General features: G+C 35.2%; 21 protein-coding genes and 1 pseudogene. 13 read left to right on the top strand and 9 right to left on the bottom strand.

Annotation, left to right across the window (positions count from 1 at the left end):
* Positions 1–24 precede the first annotated feature (24 nt).
* The 12 genes from NG809_RS11445 to NG809_RS11390 all read left to right on the top strand — a co-directional run bounded on the left by NG809_RS11445 (position 25) and on the right by NG809_RS11390 (position 13,059).
* Complete coding sequence (locus tag NG809_RS11445; protein ID WP_262150751.1) at positions 25–1,401, top strand: hypothetical protein; 1,377 nt, start codon at positions 25–27, stop codon at positions 1,399–1,401.
* Positions 1,402–2,110: 709 nt separating this feature from the next.
* Positions 2,111–2,788: a response regulator transcription factor gene (locus NG809_RS11440; RefSeq protein WP_262150749.1), complete on the top strand. Its 678-nt coding sequence runs from the start codon at positions 2,111–2,113 to the stop codon at positions 2,786–2,788.
* Between the two features lie 10 nt (positions 2,789–2,798).
* Positions 2,799–4,085, top strand: a complete 1,287-nt coding sequence (locus NG809_RS11435; protein ID WP_262150747.1) for a sensor histidine kinase — start codon at positions 2,799–2,801, stop codon at positions 4,083–4,085.
* A 202-nt stretch (positions 4,086–4,287) separates the two neighbouring features.
* On the top strand, positions 4,288–5,691 hold the full coding sequence (locus NG809_RS11430) for an outer membrane protein assembly factor (RefSeq protein ID WP_262150746.1): 1,404 nt from the start codon (positions 4,288–4,290) through the stop codon (positions 5,689–5,691).
* Between the two features lie 89 nt (positions 5,692–5,780).
* A complete protein-coding gene (locus NG809_RS11425) occupies positions 5,781–7,763 on the top strand; it encodes an LTA synthase family protein (protein WP_262150745.1) in 1,983 nt (660 codons plus the stop codon).
* A 95-nt stretch (positions 7,764–7,858) separates the two neighbouring features.
* Entirely contained in the window at positions 7,859–8,887 is a 1,029-nt protein-coding gene (locus tag NG809_RS11420; RefSeq protein WP_262150743.1) for a sulfite exporter TauE/SafE family protein, read from the top strand.
* Entirely contained in the window at positions 8,877–9,551 is a 675-nt protein-coding gene (locus NG809_RS11415; RefSeq protein ID WP_262150742.1) for a phosphatase PAP2 family protein, read from the top strand. The genes NG809_RS11420 and NG809_RS11415 overlap by 11 nt, the downstream gene beginning before the upstream one ends.
* Before the next feature lie 69 nt (positions 9,552–9,620).
* Positions 9,621–10,415: a phosphatase PAP2 family protein gene (locus tag NG809_RS11410; RefSeq protein WP_262150741.1), complete on the top strand. Its 795-nt coding sequence runs from the start codon at positions 9,621–9,623 to the stop codon at positions 10,413–10,415.
* A 220-nt stretch (positions 10,416–10,635) separates the two neighbouring features.
* Positions 10,636–11,163 carry a hypothetical protein gene (locus tag NG809_RS11405; RefSeq protein ID WP_262150740.1) on the top strand — a complete coding sequence of 176 codons (528 nt, stop codon included), beginning with the start codon at positions 10,636–10,638 and terminating at the stop codon, positions 11,161–11,163.
* Between the two features lie 392 nt (positions 11,164–11,555).
* Complete coding sequence (locus NG809_RS11400) at positions 11,556–12,248, top strand: hypothetical protein (RefSeq protein WP_262150739.1); 693 nt, start codon at positions 11,556–11,558, stop codon at positions 12,246–12,248.
* Between the two features lie 11 nt (positions 12,249–12,259).
* Positions 12,260–12,748 carry a hypothetical protein gene (locus NG809_RS11395; protein WP_262150738.1) on the top strand — a complete coding sequence of 163 codons (489 nt, stop codon included), beginning with the start codon at positions 12,260–12,262 and terminating at the stop codon, positions 12,746–12,748.
* 95 nt (positions 12,749–12,843) lie between these two features.
* Entirely contained in the window at positions 12,844–13,059 is a 216-nt protein-coding gene (locus NG809_RS11390; RefSeq protein WP_262150736.1) for a hypothetical protein, read from the top strand.
* 79 nt (positions 13,060–13,138) lie between these two features.
* Here NG809_RS11390 and NG809_RS11385 read toward each other — a convergent pair whose 3' ends face one another.
* The 4 genes from NG809_RS11385 to NG809_RS18425 form a co-directional block, all read right to left on the bottom strand.
* Positions 13,139–13,423 carry a hypothetical protein gene (locus NG809_RS11385; RefSeq protein WP_262150734.1) on the bottom strand — a complete coding sequence of 95 codons (285 nt, stop codon included), beginning with the start codon at positions 13,421–13,423 and terminating at the stop codon, positions 13,139–13,141.
* 140 nt (positions 13,424–13,563) lie between these two features.
* Positions 13,564–13,854 (bottom strand): hypothetical protein, encoded by a 291-nt coding sequence (locus NG809_RS11380; protein ID WP_262150732.1) that lies wholly within the window; start codon positions 13,852–13,854, stop codon positions 13,564–13,566.
* A gap of 19 nt (positions 13,855–13,873) precedes the next feature.
* Positions 13,874–15,106 carry a hypothetical protein gene (locus NG809_RS11375; RefSeq protein WP_262150730.1) on the bottom strand — a complete coding sequence of 411 codons (1,233 nt, stop codon included), beginning with the start codon at positions 15,104–15,106 and terminating at the stop codon, positions 13,874–13,876.
* A gap of 157 nt (positions 15,107–15,263) precedes the next feature.
* Positions 15,264–15,404 carry a winged helix-turn-helix transcriptional regulator gene (locus NG809_RS18425; protein WP_396124856.1) on the bottom strand — a complete coding sequence of 47 codons (141 nt, stop codon included), beginning with the start codon at positions 15,402–15,404 and terminating at the stop codon, positions 15,264–15,266.
* A gap of 22 nt (positions 15,405–15,426) precedes the next feature.
* Between NG809_RS18425 and NG809_RS18420 the strand changes: the two are divergent.
* Positions 15,427–15,696, top strand: a pseudogene (locus NG809_RS18420) (hypothetical protein); the annotation flags it as partial.
* Between the two features lie 181 nt (positions 15,697–15,877).
* Here NG809_RS18420 and NG809_RS11365 read toward each other — a convergent pair.
* From NG809_RS11365 to NG809_RS18380, 5 genes are all read right to left on the bottom strand, one after another.
* A complete protein-coding gene (locus tag NG809_RS11365) occupies positions 15,878–17,914 on the bottom strand; it encodes a heavy metal translocating P-type ATPase (RefSeq protein ID WP_262150726.1) in 2,037 nt (678 codons plus the stop codon).
* Entirely contained in the window at positions 17,914–18,513 is a 600-nt protein-coding gene (locus NG809_RS11360) for a methyltransferase family protein (RefSeq protein WP_262150724.1), read from the bottom strand. Before NG809_RS11360 ends, NG809_RS11365 begins: the two co-directional genes overlap by 1 nt.
* Positions 18,514–18,525: 12 nt before the next feature.
* Positions 18,526–19,839, bottom strand: coding sequence for an efflux RND transporter periplasmic adaptor subunit (locus tag NG809_RS11355; RefSeq protein WP_262150722.1), 1,314 nt, complete (start codon positions 19,837–19,839; stop codon positions 18,526–18,528).
* Between the two features lie 4 nt (positions 19,840–19,843).
* Positions 19,844–24,208 (bottom strand): CusA/CzcA family heavy metal efflux RND transporter, encoded by a 4,365-nt coding sequence (locus tag NG809_RS11350; RefSeq protein ID WP_262150721.1) that lies wholly within the window; start codon positions 24,206–24,208, stop codon positions 19,844–19,846.
* Positions 24,209–24,362: 154 nt separating this feature from the next.
* Positions 24,363–24,695 (bottom strand): DUF6660 family protein, encoded by a 333-nt coding sequence (locus tag NG809_RS18380; protein WP_317619148.1) that lies wholly within the window; start codon positions 24,693–24,695, stop codon positions 24,363–24,365.
* Between the last annotated feature and the right edge of the window lie 463 nt (positions 24,696–25,158).

The following is a 25,158-nucleotide window of genomic DNA, read 5'->3' as shown; positions in this document are numbered from 1 at the left end:
TGAAAAATCCTTATTTCATCTATAATGAAACAAAACAAAACTTCGATATTTTCTACTTCTAATTCTCTTATAATACCTAAGTCGATCACTCTACCAAAATCCGTGGTTAATAATCTACACAACGCAATTGCCACTAACAAGCCAAAATTTCATCTACACATACCTCTGGCTTGTCATTTTTTAAACTTAATCGCTTCACGCAGGTTTAAATACCCTGAATTTAACGAGTGTTTTGACGGCTTTGTCCCTTTATCTTCAAAGATTTTGGAAAAACACTTTTATGGTTACCGAAAATACTTCAATTATTTTATAGAAAATGGCATTATTGAGATGAAAAATTATTCGACCTACCATAACAAATCAAAGTCATATAGGTTCATCAATGATTCAAAATTTGAATCTACGGAATTTGAAGTAATCGATGTTACGAGCCTTAATAAACTAAAAAACATAAACGTTGTTGAGTATTTTAATGGAAGAAGTATTAAGTGCTCACATCTTACAAAATGGTTTTATCAAGGTTTAGAAATTGATTACGACGCAGCTGTTCAGACAGCGAATAAAGAACCAAATATTTTGAAACGACAATCTTACTTACTTGCAATTGAAAAAATAAAAAATAAAGAATTCTATTTTAGCCGAAAAAAGCTGTCAGACGATCGGCTTCATACTAACCTAACCAATTTATCGAAAAAAATACGTCCTTTTCTTCGTTTCAACACCGAATTTTTTTTCAATATCGACCTTAAGGCTAGCCAACCCTACTTTCTAGTAGTCTTTATTGAAGAAATGCTAGGAAATATTGGAACAACAACTAGAAAGCCAACGGGTAGACGTACCCTTATGTTCGAGAACGTCAAAGATTTAATACATAAAGATGGTTTCCAAGAGGAGTATCAGACCATAAAACAGTGGATTTTAAAAGACGATTTTTATACACGAATGGCTGACATTTGGTTTGGTAATCGAGAGACCCCATTAACACGAAACGAGTGGAAAAAAAATAAAGTGAGAAGGGTAACCTATGGAAGCAAAAGAGATTTGGTTAAGAAGCTGATCCTACGACTATTCTATATTGACACGGCTTCTGCTGCATATCAAAACGAAGATTTTAAAGTATTTGAATCAAGATTCCCACATTTTTCAGAATTTCTTAAAAAATTAAAAAAGAATGATTTTACTGACTTAAGTAAAGAAATGCAGAATATAGAAGCGTTCTGCATCTTAGAAATAGTTACACCACGGTTGAGTAAAATGTTTCCAAAAATGCCTCTGTTCACGATTCATGATAGCATTATGACAACAGTAGAATGGGCTAAAAAGACTGATCTTGCAGTCCTAATTCAAAAAATAATGCTGGAAGCTAATGGCGTGCAACCGCAAGTGAATATAGAAGTCTAAAGCTATTACAATTAAAAATAGCAAAATTTACTTTGGTCAGTAAATCTGAATTATAAAGCGTAACGTTTCGTAAATATAATCTGCATAATAATACACTAGGCATACTATTCATCTATCTCTATTAATAATACTGATGGATACTTTTTTATTAGATATTGATCAAGATGTCAGGGGGAAAGTATTTAAAGCTATACTTTGTCACATCATAATTTTATAACTAAATTTATAGTGATAGCGTTTTTGATGATGTAGGAGTGCTTGAAATAACAGTCCTTCACAGACTATGCTTATCATTCGTCAAATTGTATTACAGAAATTTTTTTAATCTTTTTAACCTATCATCTATCTATTTTATCAGAACAAAATTTAGATTTAGTGGCGTTTTCACATGGAAAACGAAACCTTAAATCGAGCATTGCGATACGCCAGAAGACTGCGGAAAAATCGAGTTTCAATTTCAGATTTGGAATTGCGAAATAAGGATGGGGGTGGGTCAAAAATAAAAATTAGAAAACAGCTTTTTTGTAGGGCTGGTCTAATATATAGTTAGACAAACAGTTCTTCCCTTATGATTACAGAAAGGATTTGGCAATATAGTGCCATAACATTATGCCAAGCTTGGCGATACGTTTACAATGTTTTAATAGAAAAATGAAGAATCATCTTAAAATTCAAATTTTCTTCAAAATTGAATGACTAAATTAGCGATATGAAAATCTTGATTGTTGAAGACGAAGAAGAATTGGCAAAAAGTATTGCAGAATACCTTTCGGAAGAAAAATATCTGTGTGAATTTGCATCAACATTCAACGAAGCGATGAGCAAAATTGAAGTCTTTCAGTACGACTGTATTTTATTAGACATTACTTTGCCTGACGGAAACGGTTTAAAAATTCTGGAAGAACTAAAAAAAGAGCAAAAACAGGATGGCGTAATCATCATATCTGCAAAAAATGCATTGGACGATAAAATCAAAGGTCTCGAAATCGGAGCAGATGATTATTTAACCAAGCCATTTCATCTCTCGGAATTGGCAGCACGAATTTATTCCATTATCAGAAGAAAACAGTTTAATAGCACAAATGTCGTGGCTCAAAATGAACTTCAGATCGACCTTTTGGCAAAAACGGTTTCAGTAAATAACAGTTTAATAACTTTGACAAAGAAAGAATTCGATTTATTGGTATATTTCTTGGGAAATAAAAACCGTGTAATTTCAAAGAGTACTTTGGCAGAGCATCTTTCCGGTGATTTTGCAGATATGCTTGAAAACCATGATTTTGTTTATGCTCACGTAAAAAATCTTAAGAAAAAATTATATGATGCAGGATGTGACCATTATCTGAAAACGGTTTATGGAACGGGTTATAAATGGGAAAGTCAATAAAAAGATTTCAATGAAGCCTTTATTAAGCAAAACCACAAGACCGTTCTTAATTTTTGTACTGATTGTTCTCACGATCAGTATTCCTGTTTATTATTTTGTGGTAGATGCGATCTGGCAGGATGAACTTGACGAGCACAATGAGATCGTAGCTGAAAAAACTTCTTATGAATTTAACCGGATGTCTATTTCTTCTGAAGAAATGCAACGGAATATTGCGCTGTGGAATCAAATTCAGCCAGGAACCAATATTGAAAAACTGAATGCTAAAATTCTGAAACAGGACAAGATTTTTACGACAGAAAAATACAAACCTTTTTCTTCAGATACCAAAATTGAACGTTACCGATGTCTGGAAAAAGTAATCTATATCAAAAACGAAACGTACCTTTTTACTATAGAAACCAACATTGAAGAAACTGAAGGAACAGTAATGATTATCGGAATGGTTACGTTTTTCTTTTTTATACTGATTGTAAGCGGTTTATTTATTTTAAACAGGAAACTTTCCAAATCAATCTGGAAGCCCTTTCGTAAAACTTTGGATCAGCTTAAACATTTTAACCTTAACAATCATACTCAGATTGAGTTCGAGCCATCAGACACAATTGAATTTCAGGAACTGAATGTTTCTCTTCAAAAACTCATTGCTCAAAATGTATCGGTTTACAAAACCCAGAAAGAGTTTACAGAAAACGCTTCCCACGAATTGCAAACCCCTTTGGCAATCCTTAAAAACAAGCTGGATCTTCTTCTGCAGAACTCAGATCTTACGGAAAAGCAGTATAATATTGCTGAAGATATGAACAAAGCACTTTCCCGAAGTGCAAGAATTAATCAAAACCTTTTACTTCTGGCTAAAATTGAGAACAGTCAGTTTAATAAGTCAGAAACTATCCAATTTGATTTAATTGTAAAACAGATTTTAGCAAATCTTGAAGAGCACATCCTTCAGAAAAACATCACCTTAGAGGTTTCTACTTTGCAGAAAACAATAATTAAAGGCAACATCAGTCTGGCAGAAATTCTGATCAATAATTTGGTTTTAAACGCTATCAGGCATACAAAATCTGAAGGCTATATTAAAATTAATTTAGAAAATTCAGTCTTATCAGTATCCAATTCAGGTTCTGAAAAACTAGATGAAAACATGCTTTTTAAAAGGTTCTCAAAATTATCTTTTGCCAACAGTGGAAGCGGTTTGGGTTTGGCAATTATTAAAGAAATATCAAAATCGCAAAACTGGACTGTTGACTATCATTTTTCAGAGCAAAATCACATCTTTTCTGTGACATTATAACATCTAAATTCCCACTCATTTTCCCTAATTCTAAATTTCTTCAAAATTGGAATTTTTCTTTGTGTCAAAATAAACAATGGCACTCTCAGAAAAAAATTAATCCTAAATATTCTTTTTTAAAAATATTCCTTAGAAACACTTCTTGGGGATCATTAGCTTTTGTGTTTGCTCTTACATATTATTTACTATCAAAATATTTTAAATGAGAAAATTTATTTCAATTGCTGCAACGGTAGTTTCGTCGGTCGCAGTAGAAGCGCAGGAAATTTCATCAACAGCACGTGATACGATTTCGTATGCAAAATCCAAAAGGATGAGCGATGCAGATTTAGCTAAAAAAAAAGAGGGAATCTTTGTAACAGGAATTCCTGATATTTCCTCTGATCCCGTTACAGGATTTGGTTTTGGTGTGAGAACCAACGTCATCTGGAACGGAAAACGGGACAATGAATTATTTGCTTACACCCCATATCTGATGAAGTTAAAAGCCAATGCTGCTTACTACACATCAAATGCACGAGAATTGGCACTCTCATTAGATGTTCCCTATTACAAAGGCAGCAGATGGAGATTTAAAGTTGATTTTAAAGCCCAGCAAAATCCTGCAAACCTTTATTTCGGTCTTACGGAAAAGACCTTGGGAGACATAAGCCTTCCCTCCAATGAAAATGTTACATTTTCAACTTACAAAGATTTTGACAAAGCAAGAAAAACATTACGTCCCGGTCTTGGTAATGAAGCTGCATTCGTAACGGATGCTCTTTCTAACCGATTCAGAGAAACGGAATTTATGCTGAACCTGAAAGCGGATTATACTCTTGGAAACGGAAAATGGAGAATAATGGGAGGTTATGAAATTCAACACCTTGATTATACAACTTTCGAAGGAATGGAAGCCGATGCCATCGATCCGCTTACGAGAAATAACACCAAAGCGCCTAACGGAACTTCACTTCTCAGGAGAGATTTTGAGCAGGGAAATATTTCAGGTGTAGACGGTGGCTGGGTTTCGATCATCCAGAATGCTCTGATCTATGACACAAGAGATTTTGAACCCGATCCGTCAAAAGGTGCTTATTTTGAGATTGCCAATGAATATTCAGGGAAATACATCGGTTCTCAGTTTGATTTTGATAAATTATTGATTCAGGGAAGGTATTATCAGAAACTTCCTTTCGGGAAACGTACCGTACTTGCAGGTCGGGCGGGAGTTGGAAATGTCTTTGGTAAAAATCCTCCATTTTTTGAATTTCAGGATCAATGGAGCCCAGAAGGCAGTATTAATGCATTAGGTGGAAAAGCTTCTTTAAGAGGTTACCGTGCCAACCGTTTTCTGGCAAGATCAATGTGGTTTGCTAATTTTGAATTGCGTGCCCGTCTTGCTGAAACTAATCTATGGAAGCAGCATTTCTCTTTTACTGTTGCTCCATTCTTTGATATGGGAACTGTAAGAAACCGTTGGCAGGATCTAAATTTCCAGAACATCAAGACTTCTTACGGAGCAGGTTTGAGAATTGGCTGGAACCAATCTACTATACTGTATTTTGATTACGGAAGATCAAAAGAAGATGGTCTTTTTTTCTTCGGAATCGGACAGAATTTTTAATACTTTTATAATCTTAGACTTCAATTGGGTTGAAAATTCAAAATTTCTTCAAAATTGAAGTCTAAACTTGTCGTCTCAAATAATTTGTGATGATATTCAAAAAACTTTCGGGTTATGCTAAAACCCATTTCAATTCAAGATTTTCTGCGCTTTTTAGCGTTCTGAGCCTTTACATAATACTTTCATTTTTGATCAGAATTGCTTTTTTAGTTTGGTCTTCAGCAGATGTAGATTTTAATCCTTTCTATATTTTTAGGGCATTTTTAACGGGTTTTCTTTATGATTTGGCGATAGGTTCAATGTTACTGTTTCTATACGCACTGTATCTTTTATTATTTCCAAAAAGATGGATTGGATCGGTTGCAGATAAAGCTTTCACATATTTTTATTTAACACTCATTTTCATTATAATTTATTTCAGTCTGATGGCAGAAATTCCATTTTGGGATGAATTTGGGGTAAGATTTAATTTTATAGCAGTTGATTATCTAATTTACACATACGAAGTTGTCGGGAATATCAACCAGTCTTATCCTCTTCCTCTGATCGCAGGTGTTTTGATTTTAGTTATTGTTTTAACCTTTATCTGTTTTAAAAAATTACGTGTTTTTAAAAATACTTTTTCGGATAAGAGACCAATTTCTTCACGATTAACACCTGCCGTTATTATAATACTATTAGGTTCTGTTCTGGGATTTTTAATGAAAAACAAAATGGCGGATTTCAGCAATAATCTTGTGATCAACGAAATCGGTAAAAACGGTGCATTCTCATTTATTTCCGCCTACAGATCCAATGAACTTGATTACAAAACTTTTTATCCAAAACTTTCTGATAAAGAAGCCTATTCTGTTCTGAAAGCTTCGCTGTTGCAGGAAAACCAAAAGTATGAAACAACACAAGAGGATGATATTTCAAGAATTACAAAAGGCGTTCAGGAACAGCGTCCCAACATCATCGTTATTGCAATTGAAAGCTTCAGTGCTGATTTCCTGACAGAATTCGGAAACAAAGACCACTTAACACCCAATTACGATCAACTCGTTACTCAAAGCGTTTTCTTCACGAATCTTTATGCTACCGGGACAAGAACCGTGAGAGGCATGGAAGCCCTTACACTCTGCGTGCCGCCAACTCCCGGAAACAGTATCGTAAGAAGACCTGATAATGACAACCTGTTTTCAGTCTCAACCATTGTGAAATCTAAAAACTATCATCCTTATTTTATCTACGGAGGCGACGGTTATTTTGACAATATGAACAATTTTTTCGGAGGACAGGGCTTTGATATTGTAGACCGCAACAGAGGAAATCCTTTATCCGATAAAATTCATACGCATAGATTTAAAATCCCTGATCAGGAAGTCACTTTTGAAAATGCCTGGGGAATCTGTGATGAAGATATTTATACTCAGTCCATGAAGTATGCTGATAAAAGTATGAAAGAAAACAAGCCGTTTTTCGAGTTTGTAATGACGACTTCAAACCATAAACCGTACACTTTTCCTGTTGGTAAAATCAATCTTGCTCAGGGAGACAGAAATGCTGCAGTGAAATACACCGACTATGCCTTGGGAAAATTCATCAGAGATGCTAAAACTAAGTCCTGGTTTAAAAATACAGTTTTTGTAATTGTTGCCGATCATTGTGCAAGCAGCGCAGGAAAGTGGGAAATTAATATTGCTAAACATCACATTCCTGCCATAATTTATAATCTGAATCAACCCCACCAAAACATCACACGTCTGACTTCACAAATTGATCTGATGCCAACATTATTCGGGTATTTAGGCTGGAACTACAAAACTGAACTGTATGGCAAAGACATCAACCAGACTAAAGCAGGAGACGAACGTGCATTTATCGGCAACTACAGAACTTTGGGAATGCTGAAAAATAATCTTTTCACCCAAATTGATGACCGTAAAAGGATAAAGCAGTTTGAAGTCAATCCTTCCGACCAATCACTGTCTGAAGTTCACGCTTCAAACAATTATCATATTTCGGAAACAATTGCCCATTATCAGACAGCAAGTGAAAGATTTAAAAATGGAAAAATGAAATTAAAATAATTTTTTCTGAAAATAGAAATTCAAAATTTCTTCAAAATCAGGTTACACCTTTGTATCATTAAAATGCAGGTGTAACTTTTTTTAATTTTTTTTAAATGATTTTACAAATAATCTTATTATTTTTCGGAACTGTCTTAGCTTTTTGGCTGAGTGCAATCTGTGGTGGAGGCGCAAGCCTGATTCTTATTCCGATTTTAAATCTTCTTTTACCGACCTCTGTTGTTCCATTTTCTCTGATGATTGGGACGTTTACAAGTTCTGCATCCAGAATTGCCATTTTTAAGAAGCATATCAACTGGAAAATATTCTTCTGGTTTGTTCCATTTTCAATTCCTGCGGTTTTGGCTAGTGCTTATTTAATCAAATATATTAATCCTAACTATCTTCAACTTATTGTAGCCCTTTTTCTTGTAAGCAATACTCCACAGCTTTTCAAATCAAAGAAAATTGAAGTTACATCTGAAAAACCATATCCTGATTTTGCTTTGGCAGTCATTGGTTTCCTTGCTGGTTTTGTTTCGGGAATTACGGGGGCAACAGGACTTTTGTTTAACCGTTTTTATCTGAAATTCGGGCTTTCTAAAGAAGAAATCGTGGCTACACGTGCAGCGAATGAAGTATTTCTGCATCTCATTAAACTGTTGATCTATATTTCTTTAGGATTATATTCAAATCTTGCGTTGTGGCTTGGATTGGCAATCGCAGCAGCTACCATCATTTCATCGTATACAGTAAAATTTATTCTTCCTTATCTGAGCGAAAATATTTTTAAGAAAGTGGGTTACGGAGCGATGGTTATTTCCGGAGTTGCTTTGCTGGCAGGAACATCTGGTAAAATAATCGAACAGGACAAAATTTCTATAGTGAATAACAACAACGAACACAGTTCGGTAATTTCCTGGCGAAATACCGATATGGTTTTGGAATATGCTATAAAAGACGGTCTGGAAATAGAACGACCCATACAGCCTGAAGAATTGCCTGAACCACTAAAGCAGAAGTATATCAATTTAAAAAAGCAATATGACACGGTGTATATTGAAAAAGTTTTCACTTTAGGAAGTGAACCCGCGCATGAGTTTTACTGCTATAAAAATAAAAAGCTTACAAAATTTGAAATTTAGAAAAATGAAGATGATCAGGCTATCGAATTTTATCAGCAAAAACAAGACAGCTTTTTACCATTGGGCTCTAATTCTACTACCCATAAGTTTCCTGCTGCTTTCAGTATACGTATTACTTAATCCTACGCAATATTTAGACATACAGATATCGAACGAAATTCAGGAGCATCAGACTGTGAATTTAAATACCATTATGATCTGGATAAGCTTGTTGGGAAGAATACATGTTTCGGTATTGGTGGTTTCACTGTTATCATTATTCTTTACCATCATCAAAAAGCGACAGGAAGCACTTTTAATTCTTTCGTCCTTATTATCAGGTTTTATCGGTTTAATTCTGAAAATTCTGATTAACAGACCACGCCCGACCGATGATCTGGTTGTACTGTTAGAAGAGACAAAATATCAGAGTTTCCCCAGCGGGCACGTATTGTTTTACACAATGTTTTTTGGTTCTCTTACGATAATCTTTTGGAGTTGGAGAACTATGACTTTTATATTTAGGTCATTTTTGATAGTAAGCTGTCTTTCTATGATTTTTTTAGGAGCCGTATCAAGAGTTTATCTCGGTGCACATTGGTTTACAGATGTTCTGGCAGCATTTGTATTGGGCATAATCTGTCTTTTGATTTCAGGAAAAATCTATCTTAAACATAAAATTTAGCAGACACAGTTTGCGCATCAATTCATTATAACTTCTTATCATTTTTAATTCTCAAAATCCTTTAAAATTATGTCAGGATATTTTATAAAATTATGCTTCCTTCCTATTTTGCTATCGGTTTTCGAACACATTTCAGCGCAGACAGTCAGTGATTCTATATCTAATTTTCAAAGTGTACGAGATAGTACGGTGCTTTCAGAAAAGAAAAATGTCGTTTTAAATTATAAAAAATACATTCTACCCTCTGCACTTGTCGGGTACGGCGTTGCGAGTTTAACCATCCCGGATCTTAAACAGCTAAATTTTTCGACAAGAGATGAAATTAAAGAACATCAGCCGGATCACATTCGACTGGACAATTACACTCAGTTTGCTCCGGCGGTTCTAGTCTATGGCTTAAATGCGGCTGGCATCAAAGGCAAACATAATTTCAAAGACAGAAGCATTATTTACGGAACTTCAATGTTGATCACTTCAGCAATAACAGTTCCGCTGAAACATCTCGTAAACGAGGAGCGACCTGATCAATCCAACCGACTTTCTTTTCCGTCAGGACATACAGCAGTCGCTTTTGCATCAGCACACTTTATGTATAAAGAATATAAAGACGTAAATTTCCTTTTGAGTATTTCTGGTTATTCGTTTGCTGCTTTTACCGGCATTTATAGGATGTTGAATGACAAACACTGGTTCGGTGATGTGATGGCTGGTGCAGGATTTGGGATTATTTCAACCGAATTGGCTTATTGGCTATATCCTAAAATTAATAAATTGATTTCAGGAAAAAATAATACAAGTTCAACAATGGTGATGCCCTTTTATCAAAGTAAAACGATGGGCATTGGATTGGTTACGAGTTTTTAATTATTAAATTTCTCAAAGATGCGAATAAAATACAAAATCTTTTAGATACTGTTTCATCTAACGCCCAATCTAAATTTAGCCTTACTTTCAGGTACTAAAAAATTTTGTAATTTTATGTTCTAAACTAAAAACTAGATTATCTATGGCTCTCACCATTCATAACGACATTGCTATCCATGAAGCTGGTCATGCAGTGTTCGGTTATTTGATTCCCTAATTAATGGAAATACAGCACGTCACTATTGATACAGACTACAGTCAGGAATTTAGCCTTTACTCCGACGGCGGAATGTTATACAAATTTATTAAGCATCCCGATAGCCTTAATCCTTACGAAAACGACCTATTCTGCCTATCACAACTTGCAGGACTAGCTGCTGACATTGTTAATGAACACGATGGAGATGTATCTGAAGAATATTTTCTAACAGAAGATTTCTCAAATAAGATCAGTCATATACATTACTACGGTGACATTATGGCTCACACTCGATTTCAAAAACCACTATTAGATTGGCTTCAGATTCCAATTACGGTTTACAACCAAATTTCCGTAATGCTGCTTGCAAACCTTTTTTCTAATGATCAAATTCTTCCTAGTTTGCTGCACGTAAGAAACCAGCTTGAAGAACAAAAAACAATTCTTGGAAATTCTTTAACTAGTTTTTTAGATCAAACTGCTTTAGCCGAATATAAAAAATCCAGTTGGCAGGATGTAAAAGAAATCCGTAAAAGACTTTTCTTTTAAACTCTATTCCTAATACAGCACAGTCGCAAATTTAAACTCCTCCATCCAACATGATACGTTTCTAAGGTATAAAACATTAGCTTTGTATCATCTGGTCTTTTTTCAATAAAAAAGCCGTAAAATAATGGTTTATTTCCATTTTCTGTATTACATTTACACCCTAAAATTTTATCGATAACTAACGAAGCGTTAGCTTTTGTTCTGTAAACAGGAATCTTGGTAAATTCTCAATCATCACAGAACAAACAGTTTTCGTCCCGCCGATGGCGTGGACTGCAAACTTGTTTGTGATGTATGGTCTACCAAGAACCTCTGTTTGCAAATTAAGCTGTAGTTCCACGCTTTTTGCATTCTAACGAGGTATTAGGAACTGTGCCATAAAAAACAGTGTTATGGACTTAAACGACCTACCGGAATCCCCTCCCCAATTCAGCATTATTAGAAGATTTGTAGATTTATTTCTTTTTGGGCGATCAGTTTTTATCACGGACACCCGTTATCTCACCTCTGATTTAGCAGACTACCTTGAAGCTAACCCATTTGATGGAATGAAAAGAGATGTAAACCAAGATCAGTTAATGATACATTTTGAAAAAACCATTACTCTATTTTTAGAAATTTCTTCGAAAAAAGAAAGAATGGAACTTGTAGAATGGTACAATTGTCATCCCTGCAAAAAGATAATCAATCAACTTGTAACCATACAAAGACAAAATTACTCATTTCAGTATCGCTACTTCCCCTTAGATTTGGATGACGATCTCATCGAACATAGCCTTATACACATGAAAATTATGCCCATACAGATCTTTTCTATGCTCGCAAATCAACTAGCTAGAATTTCATGGTATATTCGACCAGTTGACGGACAATTAGATAAAGAAAACTACGACAAAGTTTTTACATGGCTCTTGTACTATTACGAACCTTCAGAAGGCTTAATGCTTTCGACAGATACATTACTTGATTATATTCACGGCAAACCACGAGATTTAGAACAACTTTCCAGCGAAGATGAAATTGAATCTTACAACTATAGGATTAAAAAGATAATTTCTGAAAACCTCTATCAATCCCAATTATAATAATTAAAAAAATGAAAAACAAATCTATTATCCTTAGCCTTTTAATGGCTTCATTTTTTACATTTTCTTGCAGCAGTTCAACTGATGAACCGGAAGCTTCAAATCAGCCTGCAAACGCTTTTATTGGAGACTGGAAAATTTCAAAGTATGTCTTTATAAACAACCTGAACGGTCAGCAGATTGGAAGTGCTAATCCGGACTGCTCAGGGAAAAATCTATATCAGCTGAGAGAAAACAACTGGTTAAATATCAGAATGTATAAAAACGTTAACGGAGGTGCTTGCTTGGACACTCCCACTAACGACAATGGTGTATGGAGTTATAATTCATCAACAAAAATGATTGGCTTCTACGGAGATATAGAGTATAAAGTAAAGTCGATTACAAATTCTGAACTTCAGATTGAGAGTTTTGATGAAGGTTATGTAGACTATTTTGATAAGGATTATAATAACGATGGTGTAACTGATAAGGTTGTTACAATTTTGGTCAAGCAATAATCAGTTTTTATAAAAGCAAAAACCGTTTCATTTGAAGCGGTTTTTCTCTTTTAAGCAAAAAAGCTGGACGCAATTCAGTGCTGTATCTTTATGAAATGAAACAAAAACAAATTCTATTTTTCACATGGCTTTTGATGATTGCTATGCTTGGTCACGTTTTTATTTCAGCTTCAGAGTTTTTAGTATTCCTCTTAAAGCACAATGCAAAGCTTTATATTGTGCTGTATATATTATGGGATATTTCACTTCTGATTACAATGACAGTTTTGTATTATAAAGCTATTTTGAAAAAGGAAAATGAAGACAGATAAGCTTGGAATTTTAGTTGAAAAAATAAATTTAGACACTATTCCACAGAGTGTGTAAGTTAAAAAGTATTAGCGGGAATTTTTAAATTTCCTCTAATTCCAATCTCATTTGATTTATTAATTCGGCTTTAATATATTCCACTTTTATAGCTTCTTCAAGAAGTGGTGCTTGCAGAAGCTGCAGTAATTCTCCTGAATTTGATTTAACAAGCTGTGGCATTGATGCCAATAAATTATTACTTTCATCAACCAATTTACTGTATGCACTTTCTAAAAGATCCAATTGTTGTATTACAGTATTACTTGCATGAAGTCTTATTTCACTAGTCTCGTGTCTTAACTTCACCAGTCCTTTGCTTGCATCCATCATTAACGTTTACGTCTTCCTTTGGTAGTTTACTGTAGCTTTTTGTTTCTCTTTATCTGTAAAAGATCTCATCAGATTTTTAGTGTATTCAGCTATATACATCTACATTTTTTCTCCACCTTTAATATTTATTTCTGTATTCATTTCATCAACCTAAGCAAAAAAATTCGAGTAGGACTTAGTTTTACTTTCGTATCGATATTTCTTTTTTGTAAATCGAGTTGATGATCTTTTTTAAGTTCTTCTAACTGTTTTGAATAATACGATTTTACTTCTTCCCCCTCTTGAACAAGTCTTACATTATCTCTTTTTAATCTACGATTTTTAACACTTTCAACAAGGTATACTGCTAAGCCTGATATTATTGCACTCAAAACACCTGTTGAAAATCCTCTAAGAATTTCAGGTGAAATATTTAAATTTTCCAACATAATTAATAAAATGTGAAGATTATTTATCAAAATGGAATGCCATTACTTCCAAGTAAACAGTTTTATTTTCATCCTGTGGTAAACAAAATTCATAGCTTAATGAACTCTCTCCTCTTTCTCCAACATGCTTACGAAAATACGGATGATCTCCAATTTCATTTTTGATTGTCTGCAGTACTTTAGTAAAATCTTTGTTTTGTACAAAAAGCAAAATTGCAACCTTAGAATCTCTCCATGTAAGATAACGATCGAAAAGCTGGGAAATAGCGCTGTGAAACTCTGATGCTCCATGCCAAAATTTACATTCAGCTACAAACAAATTGCTCGCATCCGGAGCATATTTCAGAATAATATCAGTTTTACCACCACGGTTAAATGTTTCACCACTGGCTGTTGTTGCATCATATCGAGTTTCTAAAACCAGTAAAAATTGATCTCTTATACCCTCTTCATCCTTGTCTTTGTATGTAGATGGCTTTTTTTCCATACTTTTTCCTAAATCATAGATGACTTTAAGTATATCGTTATACATTTCCTTTGCCATCATGGGCTCAGAGGAAAACTCTTTATTTTCAGAAACAATGGGCTGTGGGATGACTTTTTTCTTTATCGTTGGAGCAGTAAAAAGAGATGTCGTATCAGGATCTACCTTTACATTGATGGCAGTAAAAAAATCATTTTCCTTTTGATATTTATTTTTTTGTTCAGAAAATAACGAATCAACTAAAGAAGGTAAGGATTGCATCCAACCTTGTGCTATTTGATTAGCACTATCTAAGTTAGCAAATACTTTCCTTTTATATTCTGCTTTTGTTTGCAAAAATTCCTCTGGATCTTGTTTATATAGTTTAAAATCAAACGAAACTAATGAATCATGCTCATCTACAGTAATTTCAGCTGATGTCATAATCCAAGAACTAGGTTGAACTCTAAACAAATCCGCTGAACCTATAAATGGATATTGTACCGTGAAAATGTAAACATCAGTTTCGTATTTTTCTCTGTAAAATCTATCTTCAACCCATTCTTTTGTCACTAGTGGAGGTGGGACGATTTCGTTATTAAAATCTATTGCTAAAGATTCTAATTTATGCTTATCAATCAAGTAGGACTTAAATTCCTCTTCATCAACTCCGAGTATGTAATCCTTTGACTTACCTTCGATCTCTCTTTTTATATACTCTTTAAGCTGTGGGATAAAATCGAAGTTACTAATTTCACTGAATGATTTAATTTTTCTACCGTATTTCATAAATGTTTTTTCTTAATTAAATTGTAAAATATTCGGTTTTTCTATTAGCTAATTTACTCGTTTTTATTGATATCTCCTTCTAACAATCTTTCTCTATAGCCAATTCCCCAGCCAGCCATTTCTTTAATAACTCTATTTAGGCTTTTCTCTTTTCTGTTTAAGTATATTCTATCTTCACCGGATGAGAATCAAGTATGGTACGCTTAATAAATTGATTCATCTCTAAATGCTTTAACTCCTTGGACAACATTCTTAGAGCAATATTGAAAAGTTCCCTTTTTAAATTCATAAAACGCAAGGCGAGACTTATGGTATTATGGTATATCCCTAATTGCTTAGAGCAATATCCTTTTCAGGGCGGTGGTTGTTACCTGCTATTAGGTACTGCCGAAGTGGATTTCCACTTCCCAACGATCACGATTCATAAAATGACTAAAATGCCGTTTATTCCCGATCCACGTTATTCCATGGATAAAATTAAATCAGGCGAAGCAGCGAGAAGCCTGAAGGAAGATGTCAGCATGACTTTCAGAAAACCCTATCCGCAAGAGCATGAGATTGGGTTGCCAAGGCAGAAGATGAACAACTAACAGGTGAAATTTATGAAATACGATTTTTGTATTGTAACAAACCAAACCATATTTTAAAAAAGCAGCAGAAAGTCCGTTTTCACATCCTGTGAAACGGACTTTTATGTCTTTTATAAACTGCTAATATTAGGATTTACCTACATAAACGTTATGCTCATCACATTTATGATAATTATCTTATTTAAAATTTCATCCTTTGTATTCTTACAGCGTTTAAAATTGCCAATAATGCTACACCAACATCTGCAAAAACAGCTTCCCACATTGTGGCTAAACCACCTGCTCCCAAAACGAGTACAATTCCTTTTACTACAAATGCTAAAATGATATTCTGCCAAACTATTTTCTTGGTTTGCTTTCCGATATTGATTGCCATTGGGATTTTGCTTGGCTTATCATCCTGAATGACTACATCAGCAGTTTCAATAGTGGCATCACTTCCTAAACCGCCCATTGCAATACCTACATCGCTCAAAGCTACTACAGGCGCATCATTCACGCCATCGCCAACAAATGCTACGGTTTCGTTTTTGGCTTTGATTTCTTTTACTTTATTTACTTTGTCTTCCGGCAATAAATCGCCAAAGGCATTACTAATTCCTAATTTATCGGCAACAAATTTTACCACCGTGCTTTTATCTCCGCTCAGCATTGTAGTTTTTACGCCTAATGCTTTTAGTTTGTCAATTGTAATCTGCGCATCTTCTTTTATACTATCGGCAACGGTAATGTAACCTGCAAATTTGCCATCGTAAGCAATGGCGATTAAAGTGTACACAATAGTACTTGGGTCTAAATCATAACTGATATTGAAATTGTCCATCAGTTTGAAATTTCCTACCAATAATTCTTTTCCGTTTACGGTAGCTTTTAAACCGTGACCTGCGATTTCTTCTGTGTTTTCTAATTTTATGGAATTGTCGATTTCTCCTACATATTGATGAATGGCGGTAGCAACCGGATGTGTACTCTGGCTTTCCAAAGCATTTACCAATTTCAGAATTTCATCTTTATTCAATTCAGGTTTTAAATTAACTTCCTGTACCTTGAAAACGCCTTCGGTCATTGTTCCGGTTTTATCCATCACAACATTCTGAATACCCGCAATTACGTCTAAAAAGTTACTTCCTTTGAATAAAATTCCATTTTTAGAAGCTGAACCAATTCCACCAAAATATCCTAAAGGAATACTAATAACCAAAGCACAAGGACAAGAAATAACAAGGAAAACCAACGCTCTGTATAACCATTGACTGAACAAATAATCATCAACAAAAAAGTAAGGAAAAACAGTAATAAGCACTGCCAATAACACAACAATTGGTGTGTAAATTTTTGCAAATTTTCTGATGAATAATTCTGTTGGTGCTTTTTGAGCAGTAGCGTTTTGTACCAATTCCAAAATCTTTGAAAGCTTGCTATCGGTATATGCTGTGGTTACTTTTACTTGTGTTACGGTGTTTAAATTTATCGTTCCAGCCAAAACGGTTTCGCCGTTTGTTTTGGTATCGGGCTTGCTTTCTCCTGTTAATGCAGCGGTGTTGAATGCTGCCGTTTCGGATAACAATTCGCCATCCAATCCTAATTTTTCTCCGGGTTTTAATTGAATGATAGTACCGATGTTTACGGTTTCTGCTTTTACGGTTTTAGGTTGGTTATTTTCTAAAATAGTTACTTCATCGGGTCTTTGGTCAAGCAAGGTTTTGATGTTGGCTTTTGCTCTTGTAACCGCCAAATTTTGAAACACTTCGCCAACCGAATAAAACAACATTACGGCAACACCTTCAGGATATTCGCCAATAGCAAAAGCTCCGATAGTAGCAATGCTCATCAATAAAAATTCTGAAAAAACATCGCTTTTGCGGATGCTCTCATATGCTTCTTTAATCACAGGAAATCCAACAGGCGCATAGGCAACGATGTACCAAATAATCCTAATCCAACCTGTGAACCAGGATTGCGTTAACCAATTATCAAAAGCAATTGCAATCATCAGTAAGACAAAACTGATAATGGCAGGTAAAAACATTTGAAAGGTAGATTTGTCGGTACTTCCGTGGTTGTGACCGTCATCATCGCTATGTTTATGATTGTGACCGTCATTGTTGTGATGCTTCTCCAATAATTTTTTAGCATTGGCATCGGTATATATTTTTTCTTCCTGTGGTGTGCAGCAAAGCTGTTTGCCTTGTGCATCGTATTTATGTTTGTGTTCCATTAGAGTAGTCTTTTAGTTGTTTTTTTATAAATTAAATATTGTTCTCCATGTTGTTTTTCCAAAAACTCTTCTTCCAATCTTATCTGAATTTGAATAACGATATAGGTAGCAAGCATCAGGAAAAATGTAACCGTATTGGATAGTATAAAAAATATTCCCGTCACGCTGATTATCATTCCCAAAAAAATCGGGTTCCGGCTGTAAGAGAATAATCCTTTTGTTATTAATTCGGTTTTATTATTTTCATCGATACCGATGCGCCAACTGTTACTCATTTGATATTGCGCTACTGAAATCCATAGTAACGAAAAGTGTATTAGAATTAATCCAATAATTAAAAACACATCTTTCATCAAATAAGAAATCGGCACTAAATATTGATATATTTTATCGCTGAACGAATAGATGAATACCGCAACGAAAAGCAATGCTATCAAAACTTTCATCACAAAACCGATATAGTCGTGTGCATTATCTGTTTTACCAAAAGTTACCGGATTGATGCCTGTTTGCTTGTAGGTGCGGTATGATGGCAGCACAAAAGCTACCATCATATACAACACCAAATACACCGGTAAATAAAATTTTAATATCATCATAATGTTATTGGTTTAATGACCGTGATCACCGGAATTAGACAATTTTGCATTTACGAAAAAAGCACCTTTTACCACAATTTTAGCATCGGCAGAAATTGGAGTTACGGATGTTATTGCGGTATATCCCAAATCGGAAGCACCTTTTACAATTTCAACTTTCTCAAAATTCATCTTTTTAGATTGTTCTTTTGCGTGATTTCCGGCTTCTTTTTCAGATGCATGACCGTGCTCTGCTTCGCCTTCATCGCGACCGTGACCATGGTCATCATCCCCATTTTTGTCGGCGTGTTCTTCAGCTTTCTTATTTGTGTGAACAAAAACATAATACTTCCCGTCAGCTTCTACAATGGCTTCATTGGGAATTGCAGGCGTTGTACTCTTATCCAGACTTACGATTCCTGTGATGTTCATTCCATCAATCAGACCTGTTTTAATTCCGGTTACATTTGCATGGACTGAAATCGTTTTACTCTCATTTTCAAATGACGAACCTATGCTGTAAACTTTCGCATCATATTCCGTTTCAGGATTATTGGTTAGTTTAAAATGAACGATTTGTCCTACTTTCATTTTTGGCAAATCTTTTTCAAAAACCTGTAGATCCAGATGAATCGAATTGTTATCAATAATATCCAAAACCGGAGATGAAACATCAACATAACTTCCAATCTGTGCATTGATAATACTGACTGTTCCGCTGATTGGCGCAGTGATAACCAGTCCTGAACGTAAGTTTCCGTTGGCAACTTTACCCGGACTGATTCCCATCAATTGCAATCGTTTTTGTAAAGAAGCCTTTTGAGTTCTCAAACTTTTCAGTTCTGCATCGGAACTCTGAAGATTTTTCTTTGCTCCGGCATCATTGTCAAATAATTCTTTTTGCCTTCTATACTCTTGTTCTGCAAAAGAAATTCTGCTATTCACTGTTAAATATTGTTCCTGCAACTGAATATATTCTGGATTGCTGATTGTTGCCAACACCTGACCCTGTCTTACAAAATCCCCAATTTGCACCTTAATTGTTTGAATCACACCCCCGTACAGTGAAGTTACAGTAGCTTTTTTGTTGTTTGGAACCCTCAACAAACCATTGGCTTTTATGGTTGAAGTCAGTTCTTTCATTTCAACAGTTCCCAAAGTCACACCTACAGATTTCATTTGTTCATCTGTTAACTCCGCAATAGTTAGAGGTGCCTCTTCATGCCCTTCTTCCGATTGCTCGATCTCAGGCTTTTCGGTATCTTGATTACCTGTTTCTTTTTTTCCGCAGCTTACGGCGAAAAGTAATATTAATGCTCCTGAAATTATATTGTTTTTGATTTTCATTTGTCTATTTATTGATGATTGAATTGATGATAACAACAGACTCATTTACCTGCTGAATGGATTCCAGATATTTTAACTGAATGTTGGTTGCTGTTTGCAATGCGAATAGATATTCCACATAAGAAATCTCACCCGTTTTATATCCGAGTTGTCCGGCTTTTGTAATTTTTTCAGCATTTGGAATTGCCTGATTTACGTAGTACTCATATTGTTCTACATTTTGCCGGTACTGGTTAAACGCATTCTCCAATTGTGCTTCCAGTTGTTTTTGCTGAAATTTGGCATTACTTGCAGCTATCTGTTTTTGATAATCAAAAGAATGCATTCTTGCCTTTGTCGCTCCAAACGTCAAAGGAATTGAAACACCGACTGTTGCGGAATGAAATCGATTACTTCCATTAAAATATTGCTCCATTCCATTCACATTTTGAAATCCAATCAACGACTGATTTGTGTAACCGATGGTAAATTCAGGAAGTCCCTGAGATTTTTCGACATTCTTATATCTATCCGCAATTTCCATTTCCTGATAAAATGCTTTTACGGTAGGATGTTTGCCAATTGCTGAACTATCTAAAACGTAATCGGCTTTTAAAGGTTGGTAATTTTTGTCAAATGCAACAGCAATATTTTCAGAAGTATTTAAAACCGTTTTTAAATTTTTATAGGCATTCATCAAATAAACTTCGTTCTGTTTCAACAATAAATTAATTTCTCCCTTTTGAGTTTCAGCAGTATTAATCTCAATCTTTTTAATATCTCCGGCTTTGAATCTCACCGTAGCAATTCGTATAAAATCATTGTACAAACTGTCAAGATTTTTCAGTTTCGACTGATTGTACTGCAAATATTCTATCTGATAGAAATAAGTTCTGACCTGTTTTGCCAATTCGTTTTCTGAGATCTCTCTGCTGATTTGTTTTCCTCTTATTTGCAAATTAATCAAATCTCTCCGCGCTTTGAACAAAGTCGGAAAAGGAATCGTCTGAGAAATAGCAAAAGACTGGTCAAATTTTCTGGAGTTATATTGCCCTAACTGAGCATCAATATTCATTTTTGGAAGTTCTTTCGCCGTTGGTTTTAAAGCTTCGGTCGATTTAATATCAAAATCTTTCGATTTCATTAAATCATTATTAGTCAGAGCCATCTGCGTTGCCTGTTCTACGGTCAAAGTACTTCTTTGTTGTGCAGTGAAAGTTTGCCCGAAAAATAAAAACCCCAAGACTATAACCGTTGTTAAAGGTTTAGAACCAATATTTTTTCTTCTAAATTTATTACTGAAAATAATGTACAACATCGGTAATACAAACAGAGTCAAAAACGTTGCTGTAACCAAACCTCCAATTACAACAGTTGCCAAAGGTTTCTGAACTTCCGCGCCTGCTCCTGTGGAAATCGCCATTGGCAAAAAGCCCAAAGAAGCAACAGTTGCAGTCATTAGAACCGGTCTTAATCTGGTTTTGGTACCTTCCATTACTCTTTTTAGAATATTGGTTTCGCCATCTTTTTCAAGTTGGTTGAAAGTCCCAATCAGAACAATTCCATTCAAAACGGCAACTCCAAACAAAGCGATAAATCCGATTCCTGCACTGATGCTGAAAGGCATATCTCTCAATAATAATGCGAAAACTCCTCCGATTGCACTCATAGGAATCGCTGTAAAAATCAACGCTGCCTGTTTAAATGAATGGAATGTAAAATACAGCAACATAAAAATCAACAGTAACGACACCGGAACTGCAATCATCAATCTTTTGCTCGCCGCCTGTAAATTCTCAAATTGACCGCCATAAGTGAAATAATAACCGGAAGGTAACTTCATCTGCTTATCCAGTTTTCCTTGAATTTCTTCTACAACACTTTGCACATCACGCCCCTTGACATTAAACCCAATAACGATCCTCCTTTTTCCGGCTTCACGGCTGATTTGTGCCGGACCGAGTTTATAATCAATATTTGCAACCTGCGAAAGCGGAATCTGCACGCCTGAATTGGTTGAAATCATCAGATTGTTGACATCATCGATGTTCGTCCTGTTGAGGCTGTCTAAACGGACAACCAAATCGAATCTCCTTTCATTTTCAAAAACCTGACCCGCAGATTTCCCTGCAAATGCAGTACTTACAGCATTATTGACATCTTCGATATCCAATCCGTAATTCGCCATTCTTGTTCTGTCATACTCGACATTGATTTGCGGAAGTCCGCTCACCCGCTCGATTTGTGGCGAAGTTGCGCCATTTACTGACTGAATCACTTTTGAAGTCTTATCAGCATAAATTGCCAGTGAATCCAAATTTTCACCAAAAATCTTCACAGCAACATCTTGCCTGATACCGGTCATCAACTCATTAAATCGCATCTGAATCGGTTGATTTTTTTCAAAGAAAACTCCGGGAATATTTTCCAGCTTTTCCGAAATTTCATCGGCTAATTCCTCGTAGGATTTTTTTGTTTCCCAATCTTTTTGGGGTTTTAAAACAACAATTAAATCCGTTGCTTCAGGTGGCATCGGGTCGGTTGGAACTTCGGCAGCTCCGGTTTTTCCGACAACCATTTTAACTTCATCAAATTGCTTGATAATTCTTGAAGCCTGCATCGAAGTTTCAATACTTTGACTCAACGAACTTCCCTGTGGAAGAATACAGTGAAAAGCGTAATCTCCTTCCTGCAATTGCGGAATAAATTCGCCACCCATTCTTCCAAAAATTAAAACTGAAAAAGCAAATAATGCTATTGTTCCACCTACCAGCCAATATTTAATCTTTAAAGCTTTTTCTAATAATGGTTGATAAATTTCCTGAAGTTTATTCATCATTTTATCTGAAAAAGTTTCTTTGTTCATCGGCTTTTTAGACAGAAGCAAAGCACTCATCATCGGAATATAGGTCAAAGATAAAATCAATGCTCCCAAAATCGCAAACCCGACTGTTTTAGCCATAGGCGTGAACATTTTTCCTTCGACACCCACCAAAGTGAGAATTGGAATGTAAACGATAAGAATGATAATTTCACCGAAAGCCGCACTGCTTCTAATTTTCGATGCAGAAAGGAAAACTTCTTCATCCATTTCAGACTGTGAAAGAATTTTATTTGTTTTTCTCAATCCTAAATGATGTAAAGTTGCTTCGACGATAATTACGGCTCCATCGACAATTAAACCAAAATCGATGGCTCCCAAACTCATTAGGTTTGCACTTACCCCAAAAATATTCATCATTCCTAAAGCAAATAACAATGAAAGTGGAATCGCTGATGCTACAATCAGTCCGGCTCTAAAATTTCCTAAAAAAACAACGAGAACAAAAATTACGATTAAAGCCCCTTCAATTAAGTTTTTTTCAACAGTGCTGATTGCTCTTCCTACCAAATCTGTCCTGTCTAAAAATGGCTCGATGACAACATCTTCAGGCAACGACTTTTGAATTGTCGGGATTTTATCTTTAATTCTTTGAACAACTTCGTTACTGTTTGCGCCTTTGAGCATCATAACAACACCTCCAACGGCATCAACTTCGCCATTATACGTTAGAGCACCGTAACGAACTGCATGACCCAAACCTACGTTTGCTACATCTTTAATGAAAATGGGAACACTTCCTGTTTCATTTTTTACAGCAATGTTTTTCACATCATCAATTGACGTTACAATCCCGATCCCTCGAATAAAGTAAGCATTTGGCTTTTTGTCAATGTAAGCACCTCCCGTATTCTGATTGTTTTTTTCCAAAGCGGTAAAAACATCAGAAATACTTATTCCCATTGCTTTTAATTGGTTAGGATCGACAGCTACTTCATACTGTTTCAACTCTCCTCCGAAACTGTTAATTTCTGCAACTCCGACAGTTCCGTTAAGCTGTCTTCGAACAATCCAGTCCTGCATTGTTCTCAAGTCCTTGCTACTGTACTTTTTCTCACTTCCTTTTTTAGGATGAAGAATGTACTGGTATACCTCTCCTAAACCCGTACTCACAGGAGCCATCTCAGGAGTTCCTACTCCTTGAGGGATTTCTTCAGAAGCCTGCTTCAACTGCTCACTGATTAACTGACGGGCAAAATAAATATCGACATCTTCTTTAAAGACAACCGTAATTACTGAAAGTCCGAAACGGGAAATACTTCTCGTTTCTTCAATATTCGGAACATTGGCAATGCTCTGTTCAATAGGAAATGTAACGAGTTGTTCAACTTCCTGTCCTGCAAGTGTAGGACAAACGGTAATAATCTGTACTTGATTGTTTGTGATGTCAGGTACGGCATCAATTGGTAGTTTGGTGGCACTCCACGTCCCCCAGATGACCAGCATCAAAGTCATCAATCCTATAATGATTTTGTTTTTGATGCTAAATCGTATGATATTATCTAACATTGGATTTAATTTTTATTGAATATCGAACTCATTTCATCAATAAAATTGATGAATTATGAGCGACAAAGATGAACAGGAATACATCGCAACGGTATTGCAAAGTTTCCACGACAAATGGATGAAAGACACACGTCTCCCATCTAATCAATAAAAATTATATTTTGGGGGGTTGCCAAATTTGGTCGTAAACCAAATATGCGAAATCGTTTTTTTGGAAATGAATTTTCTTTGAGAAATATTCGGTTGCCTTTTTTGATAAAGGCATTAAAGGCTCAACTTTAAAAGAAGCTACCGTCATCTGGCAGCAGTTGCAAGTACATAGAGGTGAACATATATCCCCATGGTCTTTTGCATGTGTCCCTTCAGAATCCATCAAATTGCTGTAGGATTGGTCTATGCCATTCTTCGACTGAGCACTAACATCATTGCATGGAACCACAGAAAGCACCATAAAATAAATCGTTAATAATAGTTTCAGAAAATTCATTAAGCAAATTTAAAGTTTTTTTTAAAGTAAACGACTAATTGAAGACAAAATTGTTAGTACGCAATTATACTTAAAAATAAATATTACGCACAAATAGAGAACTTAACACCCACTGAGAAAAATAGAAACGCTGACTAGATCTGGCTTAAAAAAAACACTTTTGAACAGGTAGTTGTTTTTTCTAAAGTGGAGTTGGAGGACTCCAAATATTTTCTAACGGAACCGCTTTGCTAAAAAATAATATTTGAGCAATATTACTCTTTCATAAATAAATGCTCTCAAAAAAGCTTTAATTTGACAAGCCGCATATTTACTTACTTCTCACCAAACAGACAGATTTTCAAAAAAAACTTAATAGCAGGGCATTGTAATGCACATTTAGTATTTTACAATTAAACAATTTATTTTATCTTTGCCCGCAATTAAACCAATAGGTAGAACAGAGATCTAAAATTTTAAGGTT

The organism is Chryseobacterium foetidum (assembly GCF_025457425.1).
GTDB lineage: Bacteria > Bacteroidota > Bacteroidia > Flavobacteriales > Weeksellaceae > Chryseobacterium > Chryseobacterium foetidum.
The sequence above is the reverse complement of the archived record's forward strand: the minus strand, read 5'-3'. Positions and strand labels throughout refer to the sequence as shown.